The sequence below is a fragment of the Pseudomonas sp. PB105 genome, from assembly GCF_009764655.1.
GTDB lineage: Bacteria > Pseudomonadota > Gammaproteobacteria > Pseudomonadales > Pseudomonadaceae > Aquipseudomonas > Aquipseudomonas cyclaminis.
Genome location: NZ_RWIO01000035.1, coordinates 22252 through 46971 on the forward strand (window position 1 = coordinate 22252; position 24720 = coordinate 46971).

At 60.6% G+C, this 24720-nt stretch carries 23 protein-coding genes; 7 read left to right on the forward strand and 16 right to left on the reverse strand.

The features are described 5' to 3' along the window. Positions 1–11: 11 nt before the first annotated feature. From cyoE to hmpA, 7 genes are all read right to left on the reverse strand, one after another. Positions 12–899 (reverse strand): heme o synthase, encoded by an 888-nt coding sequence (gene cyoE / locus EJD88_RS07560; protein WP_019817484.1) that lies wholly within the window; start codon positions 897–899, stop codon positions 12–14. 11 nt (positions 900–910) lie between these two features. Next, positions 911–1252: a cytochrome o ubiquinol oxidase subunit IV gene (gene cyoD, locus EJD88_RS07565; protein ID WP_010206434.1), complete on the reverse strand. Its 342-nt coding sequence runs from the start codon at positions 1250–1252 to the stop codon at positions 911–913. Further along, the gene (locus tag EJD88_RS07570) at positions 1252–1878 is read right to left on the reverse strand and encodes a cytochrome o ubiquinol oxidase subunit III (RefSeq protein WP_017734786.1); all 627 of its coding nucleotides are present in this window, start codon (positions 1876–1878) and stop codon (positions 1252–1254) included. The genes cyoD and EJD88_RS07570 overlap by 1 nt, the downstream gene beginning before the upstream one ends. Positions 1879–1881: 3 nt before the next feature. After that, positions 1882–3900, reverse strand: a complete 2019-nt coding sequence (cyoB, locus tag EJD88_RS07575; protein WP_033896216.1) for a cytochrome o ubiquinol oxidase subunit I — start codon at positions 3898–3900, stop codon at positions 1882–1884. A 3-nt stretch (positions 3901–3903) separates the two neighbouring features. Further along, the gene (gene cyoA, locus EJD88_RS07580) at positions 3904–4845 is read right to left on the reverse strand and encodes a ubiquinol oxidase subunit II (protein WP_043205874.1); all 942 of its coding nucleotides are present in this window, start codon (positions 4843–4845) and stop codon (positions 3904–3906) included. A 794-nt stretch (positions 4846–5639) separates the two neighbouring features. Next, entirely contained in the window at positions 5640–6146 is a 507-nt protein-coding gene (locus tag EJD88_RS07585) for a disulfide bond formation protein B (protein ID WP_032885619.1), read from the reverse strand. 164 nt (positions 6147–6310) lie between these two features. Next, complete coding sequence (gene hmpA / locus EJD88_RS07590) at positions 6311–7492, reverse strand: NO-inducible flavohemoprotein (RefSeq protein WP_099587276.1); 1182 nt, start codon at positions 7490–7492, stop codon at positions 6311–6313. Positions 7493–7639: 147 nt separating this feature from the next. On the opposite strand from hmpA, the gene norR reads away from it, so the two are divergent. Further along, positions 7640–9184 (forward strand): nitric oxide reductase transcriptional regulator NorR, encoded by a 1545-nt coding sequence (gene norR, locus EJD88_RS07595; RefSeq protein WP_158877530.1) that lies wholly within the window; start codon positions 7640–7642, stop codon positions 9182–9184. A gap of 144 nt (positions 9185–9328) precedes the next feature. Here norR and EJD88_RS07600 read toward each other — a convergent pair whose 3' ends face one another. After that, the gene (locus EJD88_RS07600; RefSeq protein WP_158877532.1) at positions 9329–10204 is read right to left on the reverse strand and encodes a DMT family transporter; all 876 of its coding nucleotides are present in this window, start codon (positions 10202–10204) and stop codon (positions 9329–9331) included. A 138-nt stretch (positions 10205–10342) separates the two neighbouring features. Here EJD88_RS07600 and EJD88_RS07605 point away from each other — a divergent pair, with 138 nt between their 5' ends. Further along, a complete protein-coding gene (locus EJD88_RS07605; RefSeq protein WP_099587273.1) occupies positions 10343–11215 on the forward strand; it encodes an AraC family transcriptional regulator in 873 nt (290 codons plus the stop codon). Here EJD88_RS07605 and EJD88_RS07610 read toward each other — a convergent pair. From EJD88_RS07610 to EJD88_RS07620, 3 genes are all read right to left on the reverse strand, one after another. Then, positions 11212–13713, reverse strand: coding sequence for a LuxR C-terminal-related transcriptional regulator (locus EJD88_RS07610; RefSeq protein ID WP_158877534.1), 2502 nt, complete (start codon positions 13711–13713; stop codon positions 11212–11214). The genes EJD88_RS07605 and EJD88_RS07610 overlap by 4 nt on opposite strands. Before the next feature lie 222 nt (positions 13714–13935). Continuing rightward, positions 13936–15294, reverse strand: coding sequence for a DUF1329 domain-containing protein (locus EJD88_RS07615; protein ID WP_099587271.1), 1359 nt, complete (start codon positions 15292–15294; stop codon positions 13936–13938). Between the two features lie 26 nt (positions 15295–15320). Further along, positions 15321–17102 carry a DUF1302 domain-containing protein gene (locus tag EJD88_RS07620; protein ID WP_099587270.1) on the reverse strand — a complete coding sequence of 594 codons (1782 nt, stop codon included), beginning with the start codon at positions 17100–17102 and terminating at the stop codon, positions 15321–15323. Positions 17103–17181: 79 nt separating this feature from the next. On the opposite strand from EJD88_RS07620, the gene EJD88_RS07625 reads away from it, so the two are divergent. Continuing rightward, entirely contained in the window at positions 17182–17424 is a 243-nt protein-coding gene (locus tag EJD88_RS07625) for a hypothetical protein (RefSeq protein WP_158877536.1), read from the forward strand. A 161-nt stretch (positions 17425–17585) separates the two neighbouring features. On the opposite strand, the gene EJD88_RS07630 is transcribed toward EJD88_RS07625, so the two are convergent. From EJD88_RS07630 to EJD88_RS07645, 4 genes are all read right to left on the reverse strand, one after another. Continuing rightward, complete coding sequence (locus EJD88_RS07630; RefSeq protein WP_099587269.1) at positions 17586–18497, reverse strand: SDR family oxidoreductase; 912 nt, start codon at positions 18495–18497, stop codon at positions 17586–17588. Positions 18498–18615: 118 nt separating this feature from the next. Next, positions 18616–19518: an alpha/beta fold hydrolase gene (locus EJD88_RS07635; protein ID WP_099587268.1), complete on the reverse strand. Its 903-nt coding sequence runs from the start codon at positions 19516–19518 to the stop codon at positions 18616–18618. Further along, a complete protein-coding gene (locus EJD88_RS07640; protein WP_112196715.1) occupies positions 19518–20300 on the reverse strand; it encodes a class II aldolase/adducin family protein in 783 nt (260 codons plus the stop codon). Before EJD88_RS07640 ends, EJD88_RS07635 begins: the two co-directional genes overlap by 1 nt. 185 nt (positions 20301–20485) lie before the next feature. Further along, complete coding sequence (locus EJD88_RS07645) at positions 20486–20944, reverse strand: flavodoxin (RefSeq protein ID WP_158877538.1); 459 nt, start codon at positions 20942–20944, stop codon at positions 20486–20488. Between the two features lie 128 nt (positions 20945–21072). On the opposite strand from EJD88_RS07645, the gene EJD88_RS07650 reads away from it, so the two are divergent. Together EJD88_RS07650 and EJD88_RS07655 are read left to right on the forward strand one after the other, a co-directional pair. Further along, a complete protein-coding gene (locus EJD88_RS07650; protein ID WP_158877540.1) occupies positions 21073–21540 on the forward strand; it encodes a PAS domain-containing protein in 468 nt (155 codons plus the stop codon). 60 nt (positions 21541–21600) lie between these two features. Beyond that, positions 21601–22206, forward strand: a complete 606-nt coding sequence (locus tag EJD88_RS07655; protein ID WP_099587264.1) for a hypothetical protein — start codon at positions 21601–21603, stop codon at positions 22204–22206. A gap of 2 nt (positions 22207–22208) precedes the next feature. Here the strand turns inward: EJD88_RS07655 and EJD88_RS07660 are convergent, their stop codons facing one another. Continuing rightward, on the reverse strand, positions 22209–23168 hold the full coding sequence (locus tag EJD88_RS07660) for a MerR family transcriptional regulator (protein ID WP_158877542.1): 960 nt from the start codon (positions 23166–23168) through the stop codon (positions 22209–22211). 214 nt (positions 23169–23382) lie between these two features. On the opposite strand from EJD88_RS07660, the gene EJD88_RS07665 reads away from it, so the two are divergent. After that, positions 23383–23943 carry an antibiotic biosynthesis monooxygenase gene (locus EJD88_RS07665; protein ID WP_099587262.1) on the forward strand — a complete coding sequence of 187 codons (561 nt, stop codon included), beginning with the start codon at positions 23383–23385 and terminating at the stop codon, positions 23941–23943. Positions 23944–24000: 57 nt separating this feature from the next. Next, on the forward strand, positions 24001–24711 hold the full coding sequence (gene folM / locus EJD88_RS07670) for a dihydromonapterin reductase (RefSeq protein WP_158877544.1): 711 nt from the start codon (positions 24001–24003) through the stop codon (positions 24709–24711). Positions 24712–24720: the final 9 nt, after the last annotated feature.

Below are 24720 nucleotides of genomic sequence, written 5' to 3' on the forward strand. Positions count from 1 at the left end.
TGCTCAGGCACTCAGTGTGCGTAGGTCAGCAACAGCTCTTTCGGCACTTGGAAATCCAGGGACATCATCACGCTGAGCGCGGTGATGGTGAAGATCGAGAACACGAACAGCTTGCGCGCCCAGACGGTGTCGTCCACCGCCTTGTAGCCGGTCCAGGCCATGTACAACCAGTACATGCCCATGGCCGCGGCGACGGCAAGGTAGCTCATGCCGGCGTAGCCACTGAAGGTCAACATCAAGGTCGCCACGAGGAAGGCCAGGATGTAGAGCAGGATGTGTTTCTTGGCGACCTGGATGCCACGCTTGACCGGCAGGACCGGAATCGAAGCAGCCAGGTAGTCGTTGAAACGGAAGATCGCGATGGCGTAGGAATGCGGCATCTGCCACAGGCTGAACATCACCAGCAGCACCAGCGCAGCCATGTCGAAGCTATTGGTCACAGCCACATAACCAATCACCGGCGGCATCGCCCCCGACAGACTGCCCACCAGCGTGCCGTGAACCGACTTGCGCTTGAGGTACAGGCTGTAGAGGCCGACGTAGATGACAAAGCCGATCACGGCAAACAGCGCCGCCAACGGGTTGGCCACCTTGTACAACAGGGCCACACCGGCAACACCCAGGACGGTCGCGAAGATCAGTGCCAGCTTCAGGGAGATAAGGCCCTGGACCAGCACGCGATTCTTGGTGCGCTCCATCTTGATATCGATGTCACGGTCGATGCAGTTGTTGAAGACACAACCGGAAGCAACCACCAGGGACGTGCCGATCATCGCAGCCAGGAAGATGGCCAGATCGACATGTCCCTTGGAGGCCAGGAAGAAACCGCCCGCCACAGAAAGCACGTTACCGAAAATGATCCCCGGTTTGGTGATTTGGATAAAGTGCTTAAGCGACATCGGGTCTTACCTCACTTCGCCATCATGAACGTATGGATGCTGAACATGATCCATATCGACAGGCCAACCAGCAGCAGGATCACAAGACCTGCGAACACGAACGCAATCACGTTATCGCGCTGTTCCTTGGAACGATCCAGGTGCAGGAAGTACACCAGGTGAACCAGAACCTGAATCACCGCGAATGCCAGCACGATCATCAAGGTGATCGACTTGGGCAGGGTCGGGTACATCACCAGACCGAACGGGATGAGCGTCAGGATTACCGACAGGATGAAGCCGATGGCGTACGACTTAACGCTGCCGTGGCTCGCATCATGGCTGTCATGGTCATGGGAGTGTGCATTAGCCATTACAGAGTCCCCATCAGGTAAACAACGGTGAAGACGCAGATCCAGACCACGTCCAGGAAGTGCCAGAACAGGCTCAGGCAGCTCAGGCGGGTCTTGTTGGTGTTGGTCAGGCCGTGCTTATTGACCTGATACATCATCACCGCCATCCACAGCAGGCCGGCAGTTACGTGCAGACCGTGGGTGCCGACCAGCGTGAAGAACGCCGACAGGAAGCCGCTGCGGTGCGGGCCGTAGCCTTCGGAGATCAGCAGGTGGAACTCGTTGATCTCCATGCCGATGAAGCCCAGGCCGAACAGGAAGGTCAGGCCCAGCCAGCTCAGTACGCCTTTCTTGTTGCCCTTGTAGAAGGCCAACATGGCGAAGCCGTAGGTGATCGAACTGAACAACAGCAAGGCGGTTTCGCCGAGCACGTAAGGCAGTTCGAAGATGTCGTGGCCCGACGGGCCACCCGCTACGTTGTTTACCAGTACCGCGTACACCGCGAAGATCGACGCAAACAAGATGCAGTCGGTCATCAGGTAGAGCCAGAAACCGAAAACGGTCATCGGCCCCGAGTCGTGGTGATGGTCATCGTGCCCATGGTCATCGACATGGGCGTGTCCAGCATTGGTCACTAAGTTCGACATGGTTTAAGCCTGTTCCAACGAGGTTTCTACACGGTTGGCCGGGATCTTCTTCTCGGCTACCAGGCGAGCGTGTTGCTCGGCTTCGATGCGTTCGATCGTCTCGACCGGCACCATGTAGCCTTGATCGTCACGCGCGGCGTGAACGATGAAGTAACCGATAGTGCCAACCAGGCCCACGATTGCCAGCCACCAGATGTGCCAGATCATCGCGAAACCGAACACGGTCAACAGCGCACCCATCACCACGCCAGTGGCGGTGTTGTTTGGCATGTGGATCGGCTCGTAGTGCTTAGGACGCTGGTACGCAGTACCGTCTTCCTTGGCTTCGGTGAACGCATCAATGGTGTTCGCAGTAGGGATCACGGCGAAGTTGTAGAACGGAGGTGGCGACGAAGTCGACCATTCCAGGGTGTGGCCATTCCATGGGTCGCCGGAGTCGCAAGCGTTCTGCTTACGGTCACGGATACTCACGTACAGCTGGATCAGCTGGCAGGCGATACCCACGGCGATCATGATCGCACCGAACATGGCGACGTACAGGTACGGCACCCACTCAGGGTTGGTAGTAGCGTTCAGACGACGGGTCATGCCCATGAAGCCCAGTGCATAGAGCGGCATGAACGCGACGAAGAAGCCCGAGATCCAGAACCAGAATGCAGCCTTGCCCCAGCCTTCGTGCAGCTTGAAGCCGAACGCTTTCGGGAAGTAGAAGCTGAAACCAGCGATGTAACCGAATACCGCACCGCCGATGATCACGTTGTGGAAGTGAGCGATCACGAACAGGCTGTTGTGCAGGACGAAGTCAGCACCCGGAATGGCCAGCAGTACGCCGGTCATGCCGCCGATGGCGAAGGTCACCATGAAGCCCAGAGTCCACAGGACCTGGCTGGTCATGCGCAGACGACCGTGGTAGATGGTGAACAGCCAGTTGAATAGCTTCACCCCCGTCGGGATGGAAATCAGCATCGTCGCCAGGCCGAAGAAGGCGTTGACGCTGGCCCCCGAACCCATGGTGAAGAAGTGGTGCAGCCACACCATGAAGCCCAGTACCGAGATCGCACCCGATGCGTAGACCATCGAGTGGTGACCGAACAGGCGCTTGCCGGTAAAGGTCGAGATCACTTCGGAGAAGATACCGAACGCTGGCAGGATCAGGATGTACACCTCAGGGTGACCCCATGCCCAGAACAGGTTCACGTACATCATTGGATTGCCACCAAGTTCATTGGTGAAAATGTGGAAATCCAGGTAACGGTCAAGCGACAGCAGCGCCATGGTAGCGGCCAGGATCGGGAACGAAGCCACGATCAGGACGTTGGCCCAGGTGCAGGTCCAGGTGAAGATCGGCATGTCCATCAGTTTCATGCCAGGGGCGCGCATTTTCAGGACGGTGGCCAGGAAGTTGACCCCCGTCAATGTCGTCCCGAGCCCTGATAACTGTAGCGCCCAGATGTAGTAGTCCACACCCACGCCAGGGCTGTATTGCAGGCCCGACAATGGCGGATACGCGACCCAGCCGGTCTTGGCGAATTCGCCGACGCCCAGGGACAGGTTGATCAGCACAACGCCGGAAACCAGCAGCCAGAAGCTCAGGGAGTTCAGGAACGGGTAGGCAACGTCACGGGCACCAATCTGCAGCGGCAAGGCAAGGTTCATCAGGCCGGTGAAGAAAGGCATCGCCATGAAGATGATCATGATCACACCGTGAGCGGTGAAGATCTGGTCATAGTGTTCAGGCGGCAGATAGCCAGGCGAACCCTCGGTGGCCATGGCCAACTGGGTACGCATCATGATGGCGTCGGCAAAACCACGCAGCAGCATGACCATGGCAACGATGACGTACATGACACCGATTTTCTTGTGGTCGACAGACGTCAGCCACTCGGTCCACAGGTAGGTCCATTTCTTGTAATACGTAATTGCTGCAAACAGTGCCAGACCACCCAGCGCGATCATGGCGATGGTCACCATTACGATCGGCTCGTGGAACGGGACCGCATCCCAACTTAATTTACCAAACATCGTTTACTCCTCTGCCCCAGCAGTTGAATGCGAGCCCGTGTCAGAACCTTCAACCGCGGCCACTTCTTTCTTCTCGTGCTTGACCGGCTTGCCTGGCTTCATACCTTCGTACTTGTCGACGATTTTCTGAAACAGGTTCGGCTCATACGTGGAGTACAGGGCGACTGGGTTGTTCTGGCTTGGTTTGGTCAGGGCGTCGTATTCAGCTTGATCAAGCTGTTTAGGTGCGGCCTTGACTTCGGCTACCCAGGCGTTGAAATCTTCCTGGCTCGTCGAGATCGCTTTGAATTTCATGCCGGTGAAGCCAGCGCCGCTGTAGTTCGCGGAGATGCCTTCCATTTCAGCTTTTTCGTTGGCGATCAGGTGCAGGCGGGTCTGCATGCCTGCCATCGCGTAGATCTGGCCACCCAGGGCTGGGATGAAGAACGAGTTCATCACGGCGTCGGAGGTGATCCGGAAGTTAAGCGGGGTGTTCTCCGGGAAGCGGATCTGGTTGACCGTGGCGATACCCAGGTCCGGGTAGATGAACAGCCACTTCCAGTCCAGCGCGACCACTTCGATGTTGATCGGCTTGACGTCGGACTCCAGCGGACGGTACGGGTCCAGCTCGTGGGTCGACTTATAGGTGATGTAACCCAAGGCGATGATGATGAGGATCGGGACCAGCCACACCGCGATTTCGATCTTGGTGGAGTGCGACCACTTGGGCGCGTAGGTCGCGTTGGTGTTCGACGCGCGGTATTTCCAGGCGAAGGCGAAGGTCATGATGATCACAGGCACCACGACCAACAGCATCAGCAGCGTGGCGGTGATGATCAGGTTTCGTTGATCCAGACCGATCTGTCCTTTCGGGTCCATCAAGGTCCACTTGCAGCCTCCCAGCATTAACATCATGCCAAGCAGCGGCAAAAAGCCTAGTAATCGGGGGTACCTGTTTTTACTCATCTCACGACCTCTAAAGCAGCTTGCGCAATGCAGTTGGGTTTTGATCGCCAACACTTCACCCTGCCAAGGGTTGGCATTTCTCTTCGATTGAATAAGAGCCTGCCCGGCACGCCATAACGGAGCGTTTCACGGACCTGCGGTGAGTTCTTATTCGATTTCGTGGTTAAAGGCCTTGTTACAGACCAATTCCATTTGGTGCGGATAGTTGAAAGGCTGCCGGAACCTTGGGGTCGCACAGAGCCATCCATCTGCCCCTCGACCGCTCCGGTGCTCAAATATTGAACAGCACCGGACATTCAGTGCGGGCGATTGTAGTTAGCTAGCGATGTATAAACCATGTCTTATAAAGAAATAATTTTTATCGATTACAGCAATAATCCTTCACCCATATTGCAAGGGTTCGCGATCTTATCGCGTTAGATTCCCAACAAAAACCACAAAAATTGCCGTGTTATTGGCGCAACCGCCGCAGCCCTTACATCGCGTAAGGGCATGCAAAACCTATCCAACCCCCCAGAAAACAAGGCATTCGGACATCACGCCAAGGCGTGTACGGCGTGAGGCGCATGGCCTCTCGCGAACCACGAACTGACAGCACATCTTGGGCGTTTTTTGCAAATTTAAGCGATGGTTTGGCGGGTCAGAAACGTCCTGCGGCGGCCTCCGTGTGACAACATGTCGCACGCTGCGCGCACCCCACCGTTGTCCGGCGTCACGCTCTGTTCACAAAAGCCTACAGGCAAAAACGCCCCGGCCCTCCTTAAAGAAGGACCGGGGCGTTTTCATGGAAGAGGTCAGGCCTTGCGTTGGCGATTGCGATAGATGCCCAGGGGCACCAGGATCACCGTTAGCACGAACGCCACCAAGGCCCACTGCGCCAGGGACAGGCCCAGCACCGGCGGATACGGCGTGCTGCAGAAGCCGTCGACCTGGAAGCCCAGCGGGAAGACCTTGGCCAGGGGCAGGTCATCGACGATAGGTTGCAGCACATCGATGCCACAGCTGACCTGCGGGAAGAACTGGGTGTACACGTGGTGTCCCGCCGCGGCCACCCCGCCGACGGCGCTGAGGATCACCAGGCCTTCGAAAAAGGTCAGGGCGCCCTTGGTGCGCATGGCTGCGCCGATGAAGGCGAAGATCGCAATCAACAACAAGGCATAGCGCTGCAGGATGCACAGCGGGCACGGCGCCTCGCCCAGCACCACCTGCATGTACAAGGCCCCACCGATCAGCGCCAGGCAGATGATGCCCAGCAACACCAGAAAGCGCCGCTCCCTGCCTAAACGCAATTCGTCACTCATCCCCGTATCCCTTTGTTTGGTTGTGCCAATGGCCGCAAGTTTACACACAGGGAGTGGTTTAAACAGAGGGGGGTTAACGGGGGATTAATCGGGCAGGACACAGATCAAAATGTGGGAGCGGGCTTGCTCCTCCCACATTTGGAACAGTGGTATTTCTGGGAGGGCTATTCCAGGGCGGCTGCGGGGCCGAAGAATTCGTAGCGGGCCTGCTGCTCGGGTACGCCCAGGGCTTTCAGGTGGCGCTTGATGGCGGCCATGAAGCCTTTGGGGCCGAGGAAGTAGGCGTCCAGGTCGCGCTGTTCGGGCAGCCAGGCGGCCAGTTGTTCCTGATTCAGCAGACCTACCTTGTCGGCCGCCGGGCTGATGCCGTCGTCCTCGGCATAGCAGTAGAAGCGTTTGAGCTGCGGGTGCTGCGCCGCCAGGCCATCCACCCAATCGCGAAACGCATGCACCCCGCCGTTACGCGCACAGTGGATAAAGTGCACCGGGCGCTGCGTAGCCAAGGCCGCTTCGAGCATCGGCAAGGTCGGCGTGATGCCCACGCCGCCGCTGATCAGCACCAACGGTTTGTCGCTGGCCGCCAGGGTGAACTCGCCCGACGGCGGGAACAGGTCAATGGTTGCGCCGACGTGCAACTGGTCATGCAGGTAGTTGGACACCCGCCCACCGGCCTCGCGTTTGACGCTGATACGGTACAGGCCCGCATCGCTCAAGGCCGACAGGGAATAGTTGCGGCGCACTTCTTCGCCATCCAGCACCAGCTTCATGCCGATGTATTGGCCTGGGGCCGCTGCGAGAATCGCTCCGTTATCCACCGGGGCGAAGTAGAACGAAACGATCTCGTCGCTCTCTTCCACCCGCTTGACCAGCAGGAACGGCCGCGCACCGCGCCAGCCGCCGGGAGCCTGGGCTTTCTCGTCGTAGATGGCGGCTTCGGCGCCGATCAGGATGTCTGCCAACTGGCCGTAGGCGTTACCCCAGGCCGTCATCACTTCAGGCGTGGCAATCTCGCTGCCCAGCACTTCGGAAATCGCCCGCAGCAGGCAGGCGCCAACGATCGGGTAATGCTCCGGCAGAATCTGCAAGGCCACGTGCTTGTTGATGATCTTCGCCACCAGGTCGCCCAGTTGATCGAGCTGGTCGATATGCCGCGCGTACATCAACACCCCATTGGCCAGGGCGCGGGGCTGGTCGCCGCTGGCCTGGTGGGCCTGGTTGAACAGCGGACGGACTTCGGGGTACTCCGAAAGCATCATGCGGTAGAAGTGGGTGATCAGCGCTTCACCGCCGCTTTCCAGCAGGGGCACGGTGGATTTGACGATGGCACGGTCTTGGGCACTAAGCATGGGAGCCTCCTGGGCTTCTTTACTGATTGCCCTTAGCTACTCAGTATTCGTGCCAACCTATAAACCTATATTTTTCAATGAGTTAAATAATACATAGTCAATATGACTTCCTACACTTTATAGTCATAAGGACTACAAGGAGTCATTATGACTGCGCAATCGCTGCTCACCACCCTGCTACCCCTGGTCGCCGACCTGTCCCGTGACCTGCCTGAAGGCGAGCGTTACCGTCGCCTGCTGCAAGCCATGCGCGCCCTGCTGCCGTGCGACGCCGCCGCGTTGCTGCGCCTGGACGGTGAATGGCTGGTGCCGCTGGCGGTCGATGGCCTGAGCGCCGACACCTTGGGCCGGCGCTTCAAGGTCAGCGAGCACCCGCGCTTCGCCGTGCTGCTCGGCAGCCCCGGCCCGACGCGCTTTGACAGCGACAGCGAATTGCCCGACCCCTACGACGGCCTGGTTGATGGCTTGCACGGACACCTGCAAGTGCACGACTGCATGGGCTGCCCGCTATTCATCGACGACCAGCCGTGGGGCCTGCTGACCCTGGATGCCCTCGACACCGAGCGCTTCGAACGGGTTGAACTGGACGCCCTGCAAGCCTTCGCCAGCCTCGCCGCCGCCACCGTCAACGTGGCCGAACGCATCGAACGCCTGGCCCTGCGCGCCGAAGACGAGCACCAGCGCGCCGAGATCTACCGCCAGGCCAGCGGCCAGCAGCACAAGGAAATGATCGGCCAGAGCAAAAGCCACAAGCGCCTGATCGAAGAAATCAAACTGGTGGGCGGCAGCGACCTTACCGTGCTGATCACCGGCGAAACCGGGGTGGGCAAAGAGCTGGTGGCCCAGGCTATCCACGCGGCCTCCCATCGTGCGGACAAACCACTGATCAGCCTCAACTGCGCCGCCCTGCCGGAGACACTGGTGGAAAGCGAGTTGTTCGGCCACGTACGCGGCGCCTTTACCGGCGCGCTGAACGAGCGTCGCGGCAAGTTCGAACTGGCCAATGGCGGCACCTTGTTTCTGGATGAAGTGGGCGAGCTGTCGCTGACCGTGCAGGCCAAGCTGCTGCGGGTGCTGCAAAGCGGCCAGTTGCAGCGCCTGGGCTCGGACAAGGAGCACCAGGTGGATGTACGCCTGATCGCCGCCACCAACCGCGACCTCGCGGACGAGGTGCGCAACGGCCGCTACCGCGCCGACTTCTATCACCGCCTGAGCGTATACCCGCTGCAAGTGCCGGCACTGCGCGAGCGCGGGCGCGATGTGTTGTTGCTGGCGGGCTTCTTCCTGGAGCAGAACCGCTCACGCATGGGCCTGGGCAGTCTGCGCCTGAGCAGCGATGCCCAGGCGGCGCTGTTGGCCTATAACTGGCCAGGTAATGTGCGCGAGCTGGAGCACTTGATCGGACGCAGCGCGTTGAAAGCACTGGGGAGCTGTCGTGAGCGGCCGAGGATTCTGAGCTTGAGTGCCCTGGATCTGGACTTGCCCGATGTCAGCGCACCGGTGATCGAAGCAGCGGCAGAAACAGCCTTGGCCGTTACCGGCGATCTGCGCCAGGCCACAGAGGCCTACCAGCGCCAAGTGATCAGCGCCTGCCTGGAACGCCATCAGCACAACTGGGCCAGCACCGCCCGCGAACTGGGCCTGGACCGTGCCAACCTGGGCCGCATGGCCAAGCGCCTTGGCCTCAAATAGCAAGGACAACTCGGCCAAATGTATGAAATGCAGGAAATGTGGGAGGGGGCTTGCCCCCGATAGTGGTCTGGCTGACACGCTGCCATCGGGGGCAAGCCCCCTCCCACACTAAACCTGCTTTGCCTGAAGGATCGGAGTCGTCGGTTAAACCGCCTTCGGCTTGCGAAACACCAACACATTCCCCAGCATCACCAGCACCAACCCCGCCAGCGCCGGCGCGGTCCATTGGTAGCCCTCGGCAAACGCCGACACATTCAGCGCCACCACCGGGAACAGCACCGTGCAATACGCCGCCCGCTCCGGCCCCATGCGCCCTACCAGGGTCAAGTAGGCCGTAAAGCCGATTACCGAACCCGGAATCACCAGGTACCACAGGGCGCCGACATACCGTGCGCTCCAGTCCATCTCAAACGGAATGCCGCGCACCAGGCAATAGGTCGCCAGCATCAAGGCGCCGTACAACATCCCCCAGGCGTTGGTGGTCAGCGGCCGCAGGCCGGCCTTCTGTTGCAGGCTCGACAGCATATTGCCGGCCGAGAAACACATCGTCCCCAATAACGCCAGGCCCAGACCAAGCAAGGTCTGCGGGCTGGCGGTGTGCCCTGCCAGTTCCGGCCAGAACAACAAGCCCAACCCCGCCAGACCAAGACCGCCACCCATCAACACGTTACGTGCCACCCGCTGGCCGAAAAACACCCGGGCGTTGAGTGCGTTCCACAACGTGGCGGTGGAAAACACCACCGCCACCAACCCGCTGGGAATCCACTGGCTGGCGGTGAGGAAGCACATGAAGTTGACGCAGAACAGGCACAGCCCCTGGGCCAGGCAGATCAAGTGCCCGCGCCGGTTCATCACCTGCAACTTGCGACTGAGCAGCAACAATGCAAACAACACCAGCGCCGCCAGGCCAAAGCGATAGACGATGGACACAGGAATCGCCACCACGCCCAATTGCCATTTGAGAGCGATCCAGGTGGTGCCCCAGATCAGCACGGTGAGTAAATACAGGGAAAGGTTCATAGCGGGCTCCATCGATTGAGCCACAGTGTCGCCTTCAACGTTCGTAACGTTCTTGCACATTCTTGCGCTTTTGTCGGGCGCTGGGCTCACAGCGCCTGCCGTGCGGAGTAGGATGCAAGGCGTCGGAGAACACACACCATGTCAGATCTGGAATCCCTGCAAGTCTTTCAAGCGCTTAACCGTTCGCCCAACGCACGCCTTGAAGCCTGCGCCGAGCTCGGTGACGGCTTGTCGGCGGCCTTGTGGAGCAATCATCACGATTCCCAGGACTACCAGGCGCCCAGCCACCACACGCTGTCCTGCTACATCGGCGGTGGCACCGGCACGTTTCGGCGTGACCAGCCGGGCACCAAGGGCGGCCCCGACAAGCTGTGCATCCTGCCCGCCGAGCATCAGTCGGCGTGGGTGATCAACGGTGAAATCCGCCTGGCCCACGTGTATTTCAGCCCCGAGCAATTTGCCTTGGGCTGCGTCACCCTGCTCGACCGCGAGCCGCGTACCTTGGAGCTGCGCGAAAGCACCTTTCTGCAAGACGACAGCCAGGCCCGACGTTTCCACCAGTTGATCGCGCTCAATTGGCAGGAGCCCGCCGAACGCCTGCTGACCAGCAGCCTGGCCCATGAAATGCTCAGCCACACCCTGCTCAGCCAGGTAGGCGCCCGAGAAGGCCTGCGCTTGAAAGGGGGGTTGGCGGCATACCAGCGACGGTTGTTGGTGGACTACATCGACCAGCACCTGGAAGACCCCATCAGCCTGGGCCAATTAGCTGGCCTGTGCGCGCTGTCGGAATACCATTTTGCGCGGATGTTCCGCCAAAGCTTCGGCCTGCCGCCCCATCAATATCTATTGGCGCGTCGGCTGAGTCGTGCGCAAAGCCTGCTGCGCGGCGGTGCCCTGCCCCTGGGCGAGATAGCCTTGCTGTGCGGATTCTCCAGCGCCAGCCACTTCACCCATCGCTTCCGCCAGGCCATGGGTGCTACGCCCGGCGACTACCGTCTGGCGTTCATTTAGACCATCAAGCCCAACGTCTTGGCCTTGGCCACCGCCTGGGTGCGCCGCTCGACGCCCAGCTTGCTGTGGATGCGCCGCGCGTGGGTCTTGACGGTGTGCAGGGAGATAAACAGCCGGTCGGCGATTTCCAGGTTGGAGCTGCCCTGGGCGATCAGTTGCAACACTTCCAGTTCACGCTGGCTCAAAGGATTTTCCAGCGTGCCGGGGGTTGATGCCTGAGGCTCCATGCCCAGCTCGCTCAACAGTCCCGGCGAGCGCAAGCGCAGCTCGCGAATCGCTTGTTGCACCTGGCAACGTCCGGCCAGGTCCAGGCCGGTTTGCAGCGAACGGCGCGCCAAGGCCGGGTCGCCCAGTTGCCACGCCACCTCACCCAGGACCAGGTGCAGCTCGGTTTCCAGGCAGAGCATGCCGCGCTGGTGGGTGGTTGCCAGCAACACGTTGAGCCGTTCTATGGGTTGCTCGGCGCAGCCCAGTTTTACCTCCGCCAGCACCAGCAGGTATTCCAGGCGCGGGATCAGTTCCAGGGTGGCCGGCGGCGCTTGTTTGCCCTGGGGCCCACGAAAGTGGCGCAGCACACGGCGCACTGCTTCCACGGTCAATTCGGCGCGGCCTTGCTGCAACCAGAAATGCCCGCTGACCAACAACAGCACCGCACGGTACACAGTGTCCGGCACCTGGCGTTGCTGCATCAGCCGTTCGGCTTCGCGCAGTTGGATAAACGCCTGGGCGTAATCACCCCGGTTGGCAGCCAGCAGCGCCAGGCCGAGATATCCGTAGAGCACGCGCTTGTCCTGGCTGTGCAGGCACATCTTCAAGCCAGTCTCGAAACACTCGGCGGCCAGGCTGTCCTGGCCCTGGCGCAGCGCCAAATGCCCGCGCCGCAACGCAATGCGCCCCACCAATGGCCCGGCCTTGAGTCGCTGCTTGAGCAACATCGCCTGCACCGTTTCCAACAGGCTCTGCGCCCGATACGGCGCGCCGCGCTGTTCCAGCAATTGCGCGTGATCCAGTTCCAGCAAGGCCTCCAGCAGCAACGAACCATGGGCGCGCGCCAGGCACAGCGCTTCACGGTTCAGGCCTTGGGCGACGTCCAGCTCGCCGCGCAGCAAGGCTTGCTGAGTCAGGCCCGACAGGCACATCAAGCGGGACGTCCAGGCGCTGTCGGGCAACGCTTGCAGGGCCTCTAGAAAATGCAGACGAGAGCCCTCGGCATCGCCGCCCAGGTGCAGTAACCAGCCCCATTGCGCCTGCCAGCGCGCCAGTAGATAACGCTGTTGCGCCGCCGAGGGTTGCGGGGCAAATCGGGCCAACTGATCGATGCACGCAGCCGCCTGTTCGAAGCGCCCGGCAAACAGCAATGCGGCGGTTACCAACCCCACCAACTGCGCCGAGCCGAGCATCAATTCATCGCCATGCTGCTCATGCAGGCGCAACAGCAAGACGGCGTTCTGCTGGCGGAACAGATCCTCGAAGCTGAAGTGCTGCAACAAGCTCACGGCCATTTCATATTCTTCGGCCAGCAGCGCTTGTTCGAAAGCCGCCTGCCAGTCCTGTTCGGTGCAAAACCATTGGCAAGCGCGACGATGCCAGGAGCGTTTGGCCGGCCAGGGTTCGTCGTGCATCAGTTGCGCCAGCGGCGGGAAAACCTGCAGCCAGTCAGTGGCTTCCCACGGTTCGATAAATGCGCCGAGCGCCTGCAAATCCCGCAGGTACTGGCCACCGTCGCCCGCGCCGAACAAATGCTCGCACAGGCCCGCATTGAAGCGCGGCAGATGGGCCAGCACGCGCCAGGCCTCGGCCAGCTCCGGCGGCAGCGTGCTGAAGAGTTCATGTTGCAGGTAGTCGAGCAGCGTCTTGTCGGGATGACCGTCGCCCAGCAACGCGATGCGTACACCCGCGCACCAACCGGCGCTGAACTGCATCACGCTGTCGACGGACTGAGCCGGCGCATGGCCGAGCAGAGCCTGAATTTCCGAAGGGGTAAAGGCCAGTTCAGCGCCGCACTCAAGCAACTCATCATCAAGCAACAGTCGCGGCCAGTTACAGGTCGGACGCCTTCGAGCGCCCAGCCACCAGGTCAGCGCCGGGCTGCTGGCGGTGAGCAGGCGGTCGAGCAAGGCGTCGGTGTCGGGAGCGGGCAAGCGGCAGAAATCATCGAGGAACAACCACGCCGGCGCCTGCCAACGACTGAGGTCCAGCAGCAAGGTAGTTTCGTCGGTAAACGTCAGGCCCAGGTTTTGCGCCAGTCGCTGGCACAGGTCGAGAGGGCTGAGGGACGCGCCATTGAGCGGCAACCAATAGACTTGGCAACCCGCAGGCGCGTGCAACGCGCACTCGGCGAGCAACGCGCTCTTGCCACTGCCGCCAGGGGCGCACAACAACTTGACGCGCGCCTGCGCCACCAGCAAAGGCTCGGCCAGGCGGGGGCGCAGCAGATGATGGGCGGACAGCCGGGGCATGAATCCAGGACGGTCCAGGCAGCGTGTCATGGCAGTCATTGCTGCATCCTGCGTTCTTATTGTTATGCAACGTGTTGCGTACCCTAGTCCTGTGGCGGGGGGTTGTTGAAGAAGTATTCAGCAGGGTGATTGAAGGCCATGCACAGAAGTGGGAGGGGGCTTGCCCCCGATGGCGGTGTATCAGTCAACCAATCCAGTGACTGATACTCCCTCATCGGGGGCAAGCCCCCTCTCACATGTTGACTGCGCTTCGATCCGGGATCAGCGTACGCCTTCAGCCCTCAACGCGGCCGGGGTGTAGTCCGCTGCCTTGGCGGCGAAGCCGAACACGAAGCTGCTTTTCTCCTCGTTTTTCATGCCCAGTGCGATGTAGCGACCGGCAATGATGTCGTACAGGGTTTCGACGGTGTAGGCCGGCACCTGGTGGTCGTAGTAGAACTGCGCATGACCTTCGGCGACACGCCACAGTTGGCCGCGACCGTCGTAGTGATCCACCAGCGCGACTTGCCAGCTGTCTTCGTCAATGTACATGTGGCGCTTGGCGTAGATGTGCCGCTCGCTCGGTTTGACCGTGCCGACCACTTCCCACACGCGGTGCAGTTCGTAGCGGGTCAGGTCCTGGTTGATGTGGCCGGCCTTGATGATGTCGTCGTACTTGAGGCTCGGCGAATCGAGTTTGTAGCTGTTGTAGGGGATGTACATCTCCTTCTTGCCCACCAGCTTCCAGTCGTAGCGGTCGGGGGCGCCGGAGAACATGTCGAAGTTGTCGGTGGTGCGCAGGCCATCGGACGCGGTGCCCGGCCCGTCATAGGAGACTTGCGGCGCACGGCGCACGCGGCGTTGACCAGCATTGTAGATCCAGGCCAGGCGCGGCTCCTTCACCTGGTCGAGGGTTTCGTGCACCAGCAACACGTTGCCCGCCAGACGCGCCGGGGCGGTGACCGACTGCTTGAAATAGCTCAGCACGTTGGCCGCCTTGGCCGCGTCGATATCTGGGATCGCCTGAGGCACCGCCACTTCTTCTTCGAAGCGGATCGGCGTGTAGCTGCCGTTGGTCTGCGGGGTGGCCTGGGTGATGATGCGGCGCAGGTTGCCGCCGTGATAACGGGTGATGTGGTTCCACAGCACTTCCACGCCATTCTTCGGAATCGGGAACGCGTAGTAACGGTTGCCGGTGAAGTTCTCCAGACCGTTGCCGTCGTTGATCGCCTTGACGTTGAGCGCGCTGCGCTTGATCGACTCGTAGATGTCCGCCGGCAGGTTGACCGTGCGGTGGCTCGGGTACACCGGGATCTTGTAGGTCTCGGGGTAGCGCTTGAACATCGCCACCTGGCCGTCGGAGAGTTTGTCTTTGTACTTGTCGACGGTGGCGGCGGTGATCACGAACAGCGGTTTTTCACTGGCAAACGGGTCGGCCAGAAAGCCTTTGCTGTCCACCGCGCCGGCGTTTTTCGGGATGCCGCCGGTCCAGGCCGGAATCGAGCCGTCGGCATTGCCGGCTTTTTCGGCGCCGACTGGCGTGAGGGTGGTGCCCAGCTTGGCCGCTTCTTCCGGCGATACGGCTGCCATCACGTGGGCGGCCAACAGACTCAGGGCCAACACTGCAATTGTCTTACGCATAGGTTCTTGTCCTTCTTTAAGCCAAATCAGAAGTTCACGCCGAAGCTGAGGGCGAGGAAGTCGCGGTCGGTCAGGGTGTTGTAGTCGCCGCCGAAAAAGTCGGTGTAGCTGAGGCTGGCGGTGTAGGTGCTGCGGTAGTCCGCATCCACGCCGACGCTGATGGCCTTGGCGCCTTTGTTGAAGATCCCGTTGGGGCCGTAGCCGGCGACGTCATGGGACCAGGACAGGTTGGGCTTGAGGTTCACCCCGAAAATCGCGTTGTTGTAGTCGAGGATCGCCCGCGCGCGGTAGCCCCAGGAGGTGGAGGTGACAAAACCGTCGGTGTCACCCTGGAAACCGTAGGCGCCGTAGACCGAATCACGGCCATAACGCAGTTTGGATTTGTCCTCCAGGCCCGCCACGTGCACGACGGCCGCCTCGCCGACCAGGGTCAGGCGTTCGGCGCCGAGGACCTGGTCGAAGAACTGGGTCATGGTGCTTTGGATCTGGGTGATTTCCTTGCGGCGGTAGCCTTTGTTGTCGCTGCCGAAATTGCTGCGGATGGGTGAGGCCAGTTGGCCGGCGATAGGGTTGACCAGCGCCAGTGTCAGGTCAGTGGTGTTCAACTGCACCGGGGCATTGGGCCGGTAGCTGATTTCCCCGGTCCACGCGGTGCCGGTGGGTAAGGTGGTGGAGAAACTCGCGCCGAACAGGCGGATGTCTTCCGGGTAGTCGAGATAGTACTGGCCACGGCCGAGCATGGTGCTCTGGGCCAGGGCTGAACCGAAACCTGCAGGAGCGGCGGCGGCGATGCCACCAATGGTCGCCAGGTTCGTATTGGCGGTAATCGTGCCGACAGTGGGCGTACGGCTGTGATAGTTCATGAAGTAGAGGCCGTACTCGGTGTCATCACCCAACCAGCGCAGGGCTGCACCGAATTGGCCGGAGTCCCGCGCATCACGGTCGCCGGCACGCTGCACCACCACACCCTCGCGGGTCACCACAAAGCCTTGGCCGCGTGATGCGGCGATCGGTTGCAACGCTGCGATCCCCGGACTGCCTACGGTGTAATTACCCGTGCAACCATCTGCCGCTACGTCACCGCCAAAGAAGGTGCCGCAGTTGTCCAGTACGGTCTGGTCCCACTCCAACTGATAAAACCCTTCCACAGTCAGTTGGTTGGTCAGGCTCTGGGACGCAAACAGCATGTTCACCGGGATCAAGCCTTCCTTGATCTCGGCACCGGGCCGGCGGAACGCCGACACGTCAATCGGGTTGATGCTGTTGATGGAGTTGCCGATGAAGGTGCTTTCGCCCCAACTGACCACCTGCTTACCGGCGCGCACGGTGCCCGGCAGGTCGCCCAGGGAGTAGTTGTGGTAAACGAACGCATCGAGGATCTGCGCACCGCTGGACTTGGCGCCTTCCTTGCGGTTGTGGTCGCTGATCTGCTTGAACTCGCGGTCTTCGTCCTTGAGTTCAAAGTCATACCAGTACTTGCCACGCACGAACACACCGGTGTCGCCGTACTTGAGTTCAAGGTCATGCAGGCCCTTGAAGATTTTCGAGAAGGTCTCGCCCTTCTTGAAATTGAGCCGCCCGTCATCCCCCGTGGAAGCCTGGCCTGTGCCGCCATTGACGGTACCAACCAGGCTCTTGTCGGCATCGCGCATGCCCCAACTCGACCCCACCGACAACGACGAATCGAATTGCCCTTCGATCTCGCCAATATTGAACGAAACAGCCTGAGCCTGGGCGCAGCAACCCAAGGCAACCGCAGCGGCCAGCGCCTGTGGCGTGAAGATGGCGCGCATTGTTGTTTTTGTCATGCGTCTTCCCCGGTGAGTGACAGAAGGCCCCACCCTACTGCCGCGCATCAGGAGCGATAAGCGCACCAAGGAGGGATTCGTGTTGTCGCTCGAAAGGATTACCGGGCGCTCTGGCCTGGGTCTGGGCGGGGGCATCGACCGGGTGGATGGCGGGTTATCAGGGGCGTGGATGGCGAGCGCCGTAACTGTTGCAGTTTTGACAACAGTGCATGTCGTGAATCGCTATTACTCATGCTGTTACAAACGACTATTCTTGCCGGGCTTTCAGGGCAAACAGTCCGCTTCCTGCCAACGGAAGAAAAGCCAGATTCAAATGGATTGATGTCTTTTTTCAATCTGTTACCGGTGTTCACTGACGTTGATTTGTCGCTCCTTGATCCAACGTCTTACTTCAGCCGCTGCGTTTGCAGTGGCTTTTTTTTGCCTGAAATAAAACGAGGCGCCATCAGCGCCCCGTAGGATTCAATCTTTTTCAAGCAACGATCAGAGGCTGTATTTCTGCAAGTTGGCCATCATCTCCTTCAAGGCCTCGATGTTGTCCTTGGGATGAGCCGCTCCTTCGAAGTCGCAGATCTGCTGCCAGTGCGCGGCCACATCATCCGGCGAAAAGCCGGCTTCGGGATCAAAGCCCACGCCCAGGCTGCGCTCCCAGCGGGTCTTGCCGATCCAGCCACCGCCCACTTCAAACAACCCCGAGGTTTCCTGGCAGGCTTCGCTGCCCAGGTACACCACCAGCGGGCTGACCAGTTCCGGCTTGAGGCGCTCGAACACTTGCGGCGGGATCAGGCCTTCGGTCATGCGCGTGGCGCCCGTGGGGGCGATGGCGTTGACCAGGATGTTGTTCTTGCGCCCTTCCAGCGCCAGGGTGCGGGTCAAGCCATACAGGCCGAGCTTGGCCATGCCGTAGTTGGACTGACCGAAGTTGCCGTAGATACCCGAGGTGGACGCGGTGAAGATCACCCGGCCGTAACCTTGCTCACGCAGATGGGGCCAGGCGGCGCGGGTGACTTTGTAGGCGCCTTCGACATGCACGCGGTACACCAGGTCCCAGTCGGCGTCTTCCATTTTGTGGAAGGTTTTGTCGCGCAGGATGCCGGCATTGTTGACCACCACGTCGATGCGGCCAAAGGCGTCGAGGGCGTTCTGCACAATCTTGTCACCGTCGGTGACAGAGTCGTGGTTGGCTTCGGCGATCCCGCCCGCTTCGCGAATCTCGGCCACCACCCGGTCGGCCGCCGAGGCATTGGCGCCTTCGCCCTGGGTGGAACCGCCCAGATCATTGACCAGCACCTTGGCCCCGTGTCTGGCGAACAACAGCGCATGGGCCCGGCCCAATCCGCCGCCGGCACCGGTGACGATCACGACCTTATCCTGGAACTGCACTGACTCACTCATACCGAACTCCAATGGCGACAATGGGAATGGGTCGAGTGTCGGGCACCCAGCCTCTGGTCACAATAAAGACGGCCAGGGCTGAATGGTGCTCGATAAGGCAGAGGGATGATCCTAGGGTCTAGGAATAAGCCAGGCGCGGCGCGGCCAGCCCAATTCGATCACGAAACGCCTGGTAGTGCTTGAGCACCAGCACCGGCGCCTCGATCTGCGGGTAGTGGCCGATATTGGCCAACAGTACCGTGTCGGCGTTGGGCACCAACTGGCGGTAGCGCTCCACCATATGGATACCCGAGATAGGGTCGATCTCGCCGTCGATCACCCGCAACGGCACGTCAGCGTGCTGCATCGCCGCCACCCAGCGATCACGCAGGCGCCGACGCTGGGGAATGTAGGCGATGAGTTTGTGCAGGATGCGCGTGCCGTCGTTGCAGTCGATCAGGCTCCAGAAATCGTCAAGGGCGCTTTCGCTGGGGCGGGTGTTGGGGCCGAATATCTGGTTGAAGCTGTCGGCCAGGGCATTGCGCCCGAACGCGCGGCCGATCATCCAGCCCAGCGGGCTGAGCAAGAGCTTTTGCACCAGCGCCGGGCGATGGGTTTCCGGGAACAGCCCGCCGTTGAGAAACACACAACTGGCCATCTGGAAGCGGCCTTCATAGTGTCGGGCCAACAGTTCCTGGGCGACGCTGTCGCCGTAGTCATGGGCCAACACATGCACCGGCTGATCCAGGCGCAGATGCTCAAGCAGCGCCTGTTGCAAGTCGGCCTGTTCGAGCAAGCAGTAGCCATGGTCCAGCGGCTTGTCCGAATCGCCAAAACCGAGCATGTCGCAGGCGATGACCAGGTTGTGCTGGGCCAGGGGTTGCCACACGTAATGCCAGTCCCAACTGGCGGTGGGAAAGCCATGGATCAGCAGTAACGGTTCGCCCTGCCCCGCCGTCCAATAACGGATGGTGCGACCGCGAAAGTCGAAACTCTGGCTGCGCTTGCGCCAGGCTCTGAGCGGGATCTCGGCGAGTGGCATCAGCTTTTATACCCAGGATCTTGAGCATCCAATTTGCGCAGCAACGCCGGCCAGGCCAGCGCGCCCCCCATACCCTGGGCGCTCTTTGTGACAGCCGCGACCATGGCCTTGGCGCCCGCCAGAATCTGCGGGCCAATGGCGATCAATTCAGCGCCGCCGTTTTGCGCCAGCACCTGGATATCGCAGGCGCGCTGAAAGGTGAACATCATCAGGAAGGTGTCGGCGATGGTACTGCCACAGGTGAGCAGACCATGGTTGTGCAGCATCAGGAAATTGTTGTCGCCCAGGTCGGCCTGCAGGCGCGCCTTCTCTTCGTGGTTCAGCGCCACACCTTCGTAGGCATGATAGGCCAGGCTCGACAGCACGAAGATCGATTGCTGGCTGATCGGCAGCACGCCTTGTTTCTGCGCCGCCACCGCCACGCCGGCGGCCGTGTGGGTATGCAGCACGCAGGTGACATCGTGGCGCACTTCATGGATGGCGCTGTGGATGGTGTAGCCCGCGGGGTTGATCTCGTAGGGGCTGTCCATCAGCTTGTTGCCGGCCTGGTCGACCTTGACCAGGCTCGACGCGGTAATCTCGTGAAACATCAGCCCGTAAGGGTTGATCAGGAAATCATCGGTGCCCGGCACCTTGGCCGAGATGTGGGTAAAGATCAGGTCGTCCCAGCCATGCAGCGCCACCAGGCGATAGCAGGCCGCCAGGTCGACACGGGCTTGCCACTCGGCAGCGCTGACCTGATCTTTGACAGTCTGTGGCGATACAACAGGGGCTAGGCTCACGGCAACGACCTCCTTGGCGCACTTCTTATTGTTTTTTGAGTGATGGGCCAGTCTAGTCAGACGCCCTGGCAGACGGAGTTGCCTTCGCAGCCAGCTTGATGACCGTACGAGTCAGCTAGGAGAATAGTTTAAATCTGTGTAAACGGCGTCAAAGAGACGCCGTCAATAAAGCCACTGCGAACCGCTCAGTCATCGCCCAGTGCGGTGACCAGCTCAGCCAGCCAGGGCTCGGCGTCGGTTTCCGGAGTGACGCTTTCGCTGGCGTCGAGGCGCAGCATCGGCAGGACTTCGCGCACGCCCAACTCGCCAAACAGTTCGCGCATTTGCTCACCGCCACCACAGAAGGTGTCGCCGTAGCTGGCGTCGCCCAGGCCGATCACCGCACCGGGCAAACCGCGCCAGGCCGAAGGCAACTGGTCGCGAATCGTCGAATACAACGGTTGCAGGTTGTCGGGCAGTTCACCCATGCCGGTGGTCGAGGTCACCGCCAGAAACGCCTCGGGGGCAAACGCCTGCACATCCGCCAGGGTTGCACGGGGGTTGTGCCAGGCTTCAAAACCGGCGTCTTTGAGGATGCCGACGGCGTGGCGGGCGACTTCTTCAGCCGTGCCGTAGACCGAGCCGGAAAGGATGGCGACTTTCATCAATCTGATCCTGTAGTTGAGCGAAAGCCTGGGATATTAACAGCGACGCAAATATTTCGGGCCACACCGTGCAAGATTCAGGACTTGCCATAAACTGCCCATTTCAACAACCAGCCATGGATCGCTCAATGATTAACGCCAAGCTGATGCAAATGGTGATCGACGCTTCCAACGACGGCATCGTGGTCGCCGAACGGGAAGGCAAAGACAAGCCGCTGATTTACGTAAACCCCGCATTCGAACGGCTGACCGGCTACACCCTGGATGAAATCCTCTATCAGGACTGCCGCTTCCTGCAGTCGGGTGACCGTGACCAGCCAGCGCTGATGGCTATACGGGACGCGCTGGAGAATGGTGGGGCGTGCCGGGAAATCCTGCGTAATTACCGCAAGGACGGCAGCCATTTCTGGAACGAGCTGTCACTTTCGACGGTGCATAACGCGGCCGATAAACAGACGTATTTTGTCGGCGTACAAAAAGACGTCACGCTCCAGGTCAAGGCCCAGCAGCGTGTCGCGCAGTTGGAAGGCGAATTGGCCCAGGTCAAGGCCGAGCTCGCGGCGCTCAGGGCGACCAGCGGATTAAACAAAACTTAGAAAATGCGGCCATATGAGCAGATAATGGCACTTTAATGCCCTCCCTACTGAGCCCGTACGATGCAACGCGATGCGCTTCTGACCCAGGATGAGCTGGATTTCATTCAGAACATGCAACACAACCCGCAACTCAACTTGCGGGATGCGTCGTCGAGCCTGACCGTCAACGGCGGTGCGCAGATTCGCGACTTGCTCACCCGCCTGGCCGCCCACGACCATGTCACCATTCAGGCACAGTTCGACAACCAGCAACTGACCTTTCCCCTGCACTTGGTGGAGGATGAGTTCAATGCCGTGCATCTGCGTCTGGGGGTGCCGAGCATTTTCGAAGACGGCCCAGTGATCCGCGCCTGGCGGCTGGCGCTCGAAGCACCGGTAGCCCTGGAAAACATCAAGGGCACGGCGAGCGCGCTGTGGGTGCATGAAGTGTCATTCAAGGGCGTGCTGGTGGAGATTCGGGGCAGGATCAAGCCGCCAAAAACCTTTTCCCTGTGGTTCAGCCCTTCCGGCTATGAGCGCATCAGCCTGCGCGGCGCGTTCGAGCGGGAAACGGCGCGGGGGTTGTTTGCCTATCGCCTCAGCCAAAGCGATACGGATGAAATCGAGCGCCTGCGCCAGTTCATCCTGCATCAGCACCGCCTGGTGCACCCGCAGATGCACGCCTGAGATCAGGTATCCAGGTTACCGCTGAGGAACTGCTGCAAGCGGCGTTGCATCTCGCGCCCTTCGCTGCCCAGGCAACCGACGGAGGAGCCTGCCAGTGCGCTCTGCGCCAGGTCCGACGCGGCACCCGCCAGAAACAATGGGCAATCGAGGGTCAACGCCAAGCGATTGAGGCGCCCTGCCAACTCAAGGTTATGGGCGTGATTGGAGAGGATGACCAGCGCCTGGGGCTGAATCTTTTCACACACCAGGGTCAGCTCATCAAACGGCTGGCCCATGCCCAGCACCTTCACGGTCAAGTCATCACGACTCATCAACAGCGCCGCCACCAGCAACTCCAGTTTGCGGCATTCGCCGGGCATGGCGGTCAGCAGTACCCTGGGCACCAGCGACCCACTCGCGACGTGCAGCCGCAGGAAGGTTTGTACACGCAGGAAGGCGTCGAAAAACAGCCATTCGCTGGCCTGACCGAAACCTCCCTGGTGGCGCAACAGCTCGTTCCAGAGGGGCATCAGGATGTCCTGAAACGCCACACTGAGGGGATAAGTGGTAAAAATCTGGCCGTACACGCTCTCCAGCTGGCGGTCATCAAAGGCACTGATCGCGGTCATCAGGCGCGCCCGCCACTGCGGCCATTCGGCGTCTTCAAGGGTGTCACGCTCAGCACGAATCATTTCGGCCTGCTGATCGTCGCGGGCGAGAATCTTGCCGACCTTGCTCACGGCCACTCCCCGCTCGATCCAATCAAGAATGCGATTGACGGTCTCAATGTCGGACTTGGAGTAGAGGCGATGCCCACTTTCGGTGCGCATGGGCTGGATCAGACCGTAACGGCGCTCCCAGGCACGCAGGGTGACCGGGTTGATGCCTGTCAATCTTGAGACTTCACGGATTGGAAACAGCTCAGAGGCGTCAGTTGAATCCAGATGCGAAGTGCTATCAGTGGGAGCAGTAATCACGGGCATTTGAGACCAAAAAACCGTTTGTAGTCGGGTGCTCATTTAACGCCTTTAGACCTGTCTTTTTCAAGGTCTGGGCTTTTCGGACCAATGTCGCTGGTGTATTTCGGCAAAACAGGAATAATCCTTGCCTGCTTTTTACACGTCGCTGCAACACCCCGCAGCTTCGTCTGTGCGCCGCCTACCCGGTTCAGCGCACCCGTATATTTGGAGATACACAATGTCTACCTCTCCCGTCACCTTGATGGTTGCGCGCCGCGTCGCCAAAGGGCGCTACGAAGAACTGATGGCCTGGCTGCGCGAAGGCGAGCAATTGGCCACCGACTTCCCCGGTTACCTGGGTTCCGGCGTGCTGGCACCGCCGCCCAACGATGACGAATTCCAGATCATTTTCCGTTTCGCCGATGAAAAGACCCTGCACGCCTGGGAGTTTTCCGCCTCCCGTGGTGCGTGGCTGAGCCGTGGCAGCGAGTTGTTTGCCGACCCATCCGAGCACCGCGTACGTGGCATCGACGGCTGGTTTGGTGCGGCTGGCGCGCGTCCGCCGCGCTGGAAACAGGCGGTGGCGATCTGGCTGGCGTTTTTCCCGGTGTCGCTGCTGTTCAATTTCGTCCTGGGGCCATTGCTCAATCAGCTCGACCTGGTGCCGCGCGTGCTGGTCAGCACGATGGCACTCACGCCGCTGATGGTTTACTGGTTCATTCCGCTGTCGACCCACCTGCTGGCGAACTGGCTGCATCCCGCGCCAACACCGCGCAAGGCCGCCGAAGCGGCGGCGTGAGTACAGGGGCGACCCGTCGCTGGTATGATTTGCGCCTGCCAGCGACGCGAGCCTCCCATGACTGCAACCCATGCACCGATCCTGATCACCGGCGCCGGCCAACGTGTCGGCCTGCATTGCGCCCAGCGCCTGCTGGACGAAGGCCAACCGGTGATTTTCAGCTATCGCAGCGAACGCCCCGGTGTGCAGGCCCTGCGCGAACGGGGTGCGGTCGGTGTGTTTGCCGACTTCTCCAACGAAGCTGGAATCCTGACGTTTATCGCTGACCTGCAGACCCATACTCAAAGCCTGCGCGCGATCATCCACAACGCCTCGGCCTGGGTCGCGGAAACCCCGGGCGACGAAAGCCGCGCCTTCAGCGACATGTTCAGCGTGCACATGCTTGCGCCGTACCTGATCAACCTGCATTGTTCACCCCTGCTGCAACGTTCTTCACCAGCCGACATCGTGCACATCAGCGATGACGTGGTGCGCAAGGGCAGCCGCCAGCACATTGCCTACTGCGCCACCAAGGCCGGGCTCGATAGCCTTACGCTGTCATTTGCCGCGCAGTTCGCGCCGCTGATCAAGGTCAACGGCATCGCCCCGGCGATGGTGATGTTCAACGAAGACGACGACGCGGCCTATCGCAGCAAGATATTGGCCAAGTCTGCCCTGGGCATCGAGCCCGGTCCCGAGGTGATCTACCAGAGCGTGCGCTACCTGCTGGACAACCCCTATGTCACCGGTACCACCCTGACCGTCAACGGCGGGCGGCATATCAAGTAAGCCGTATGT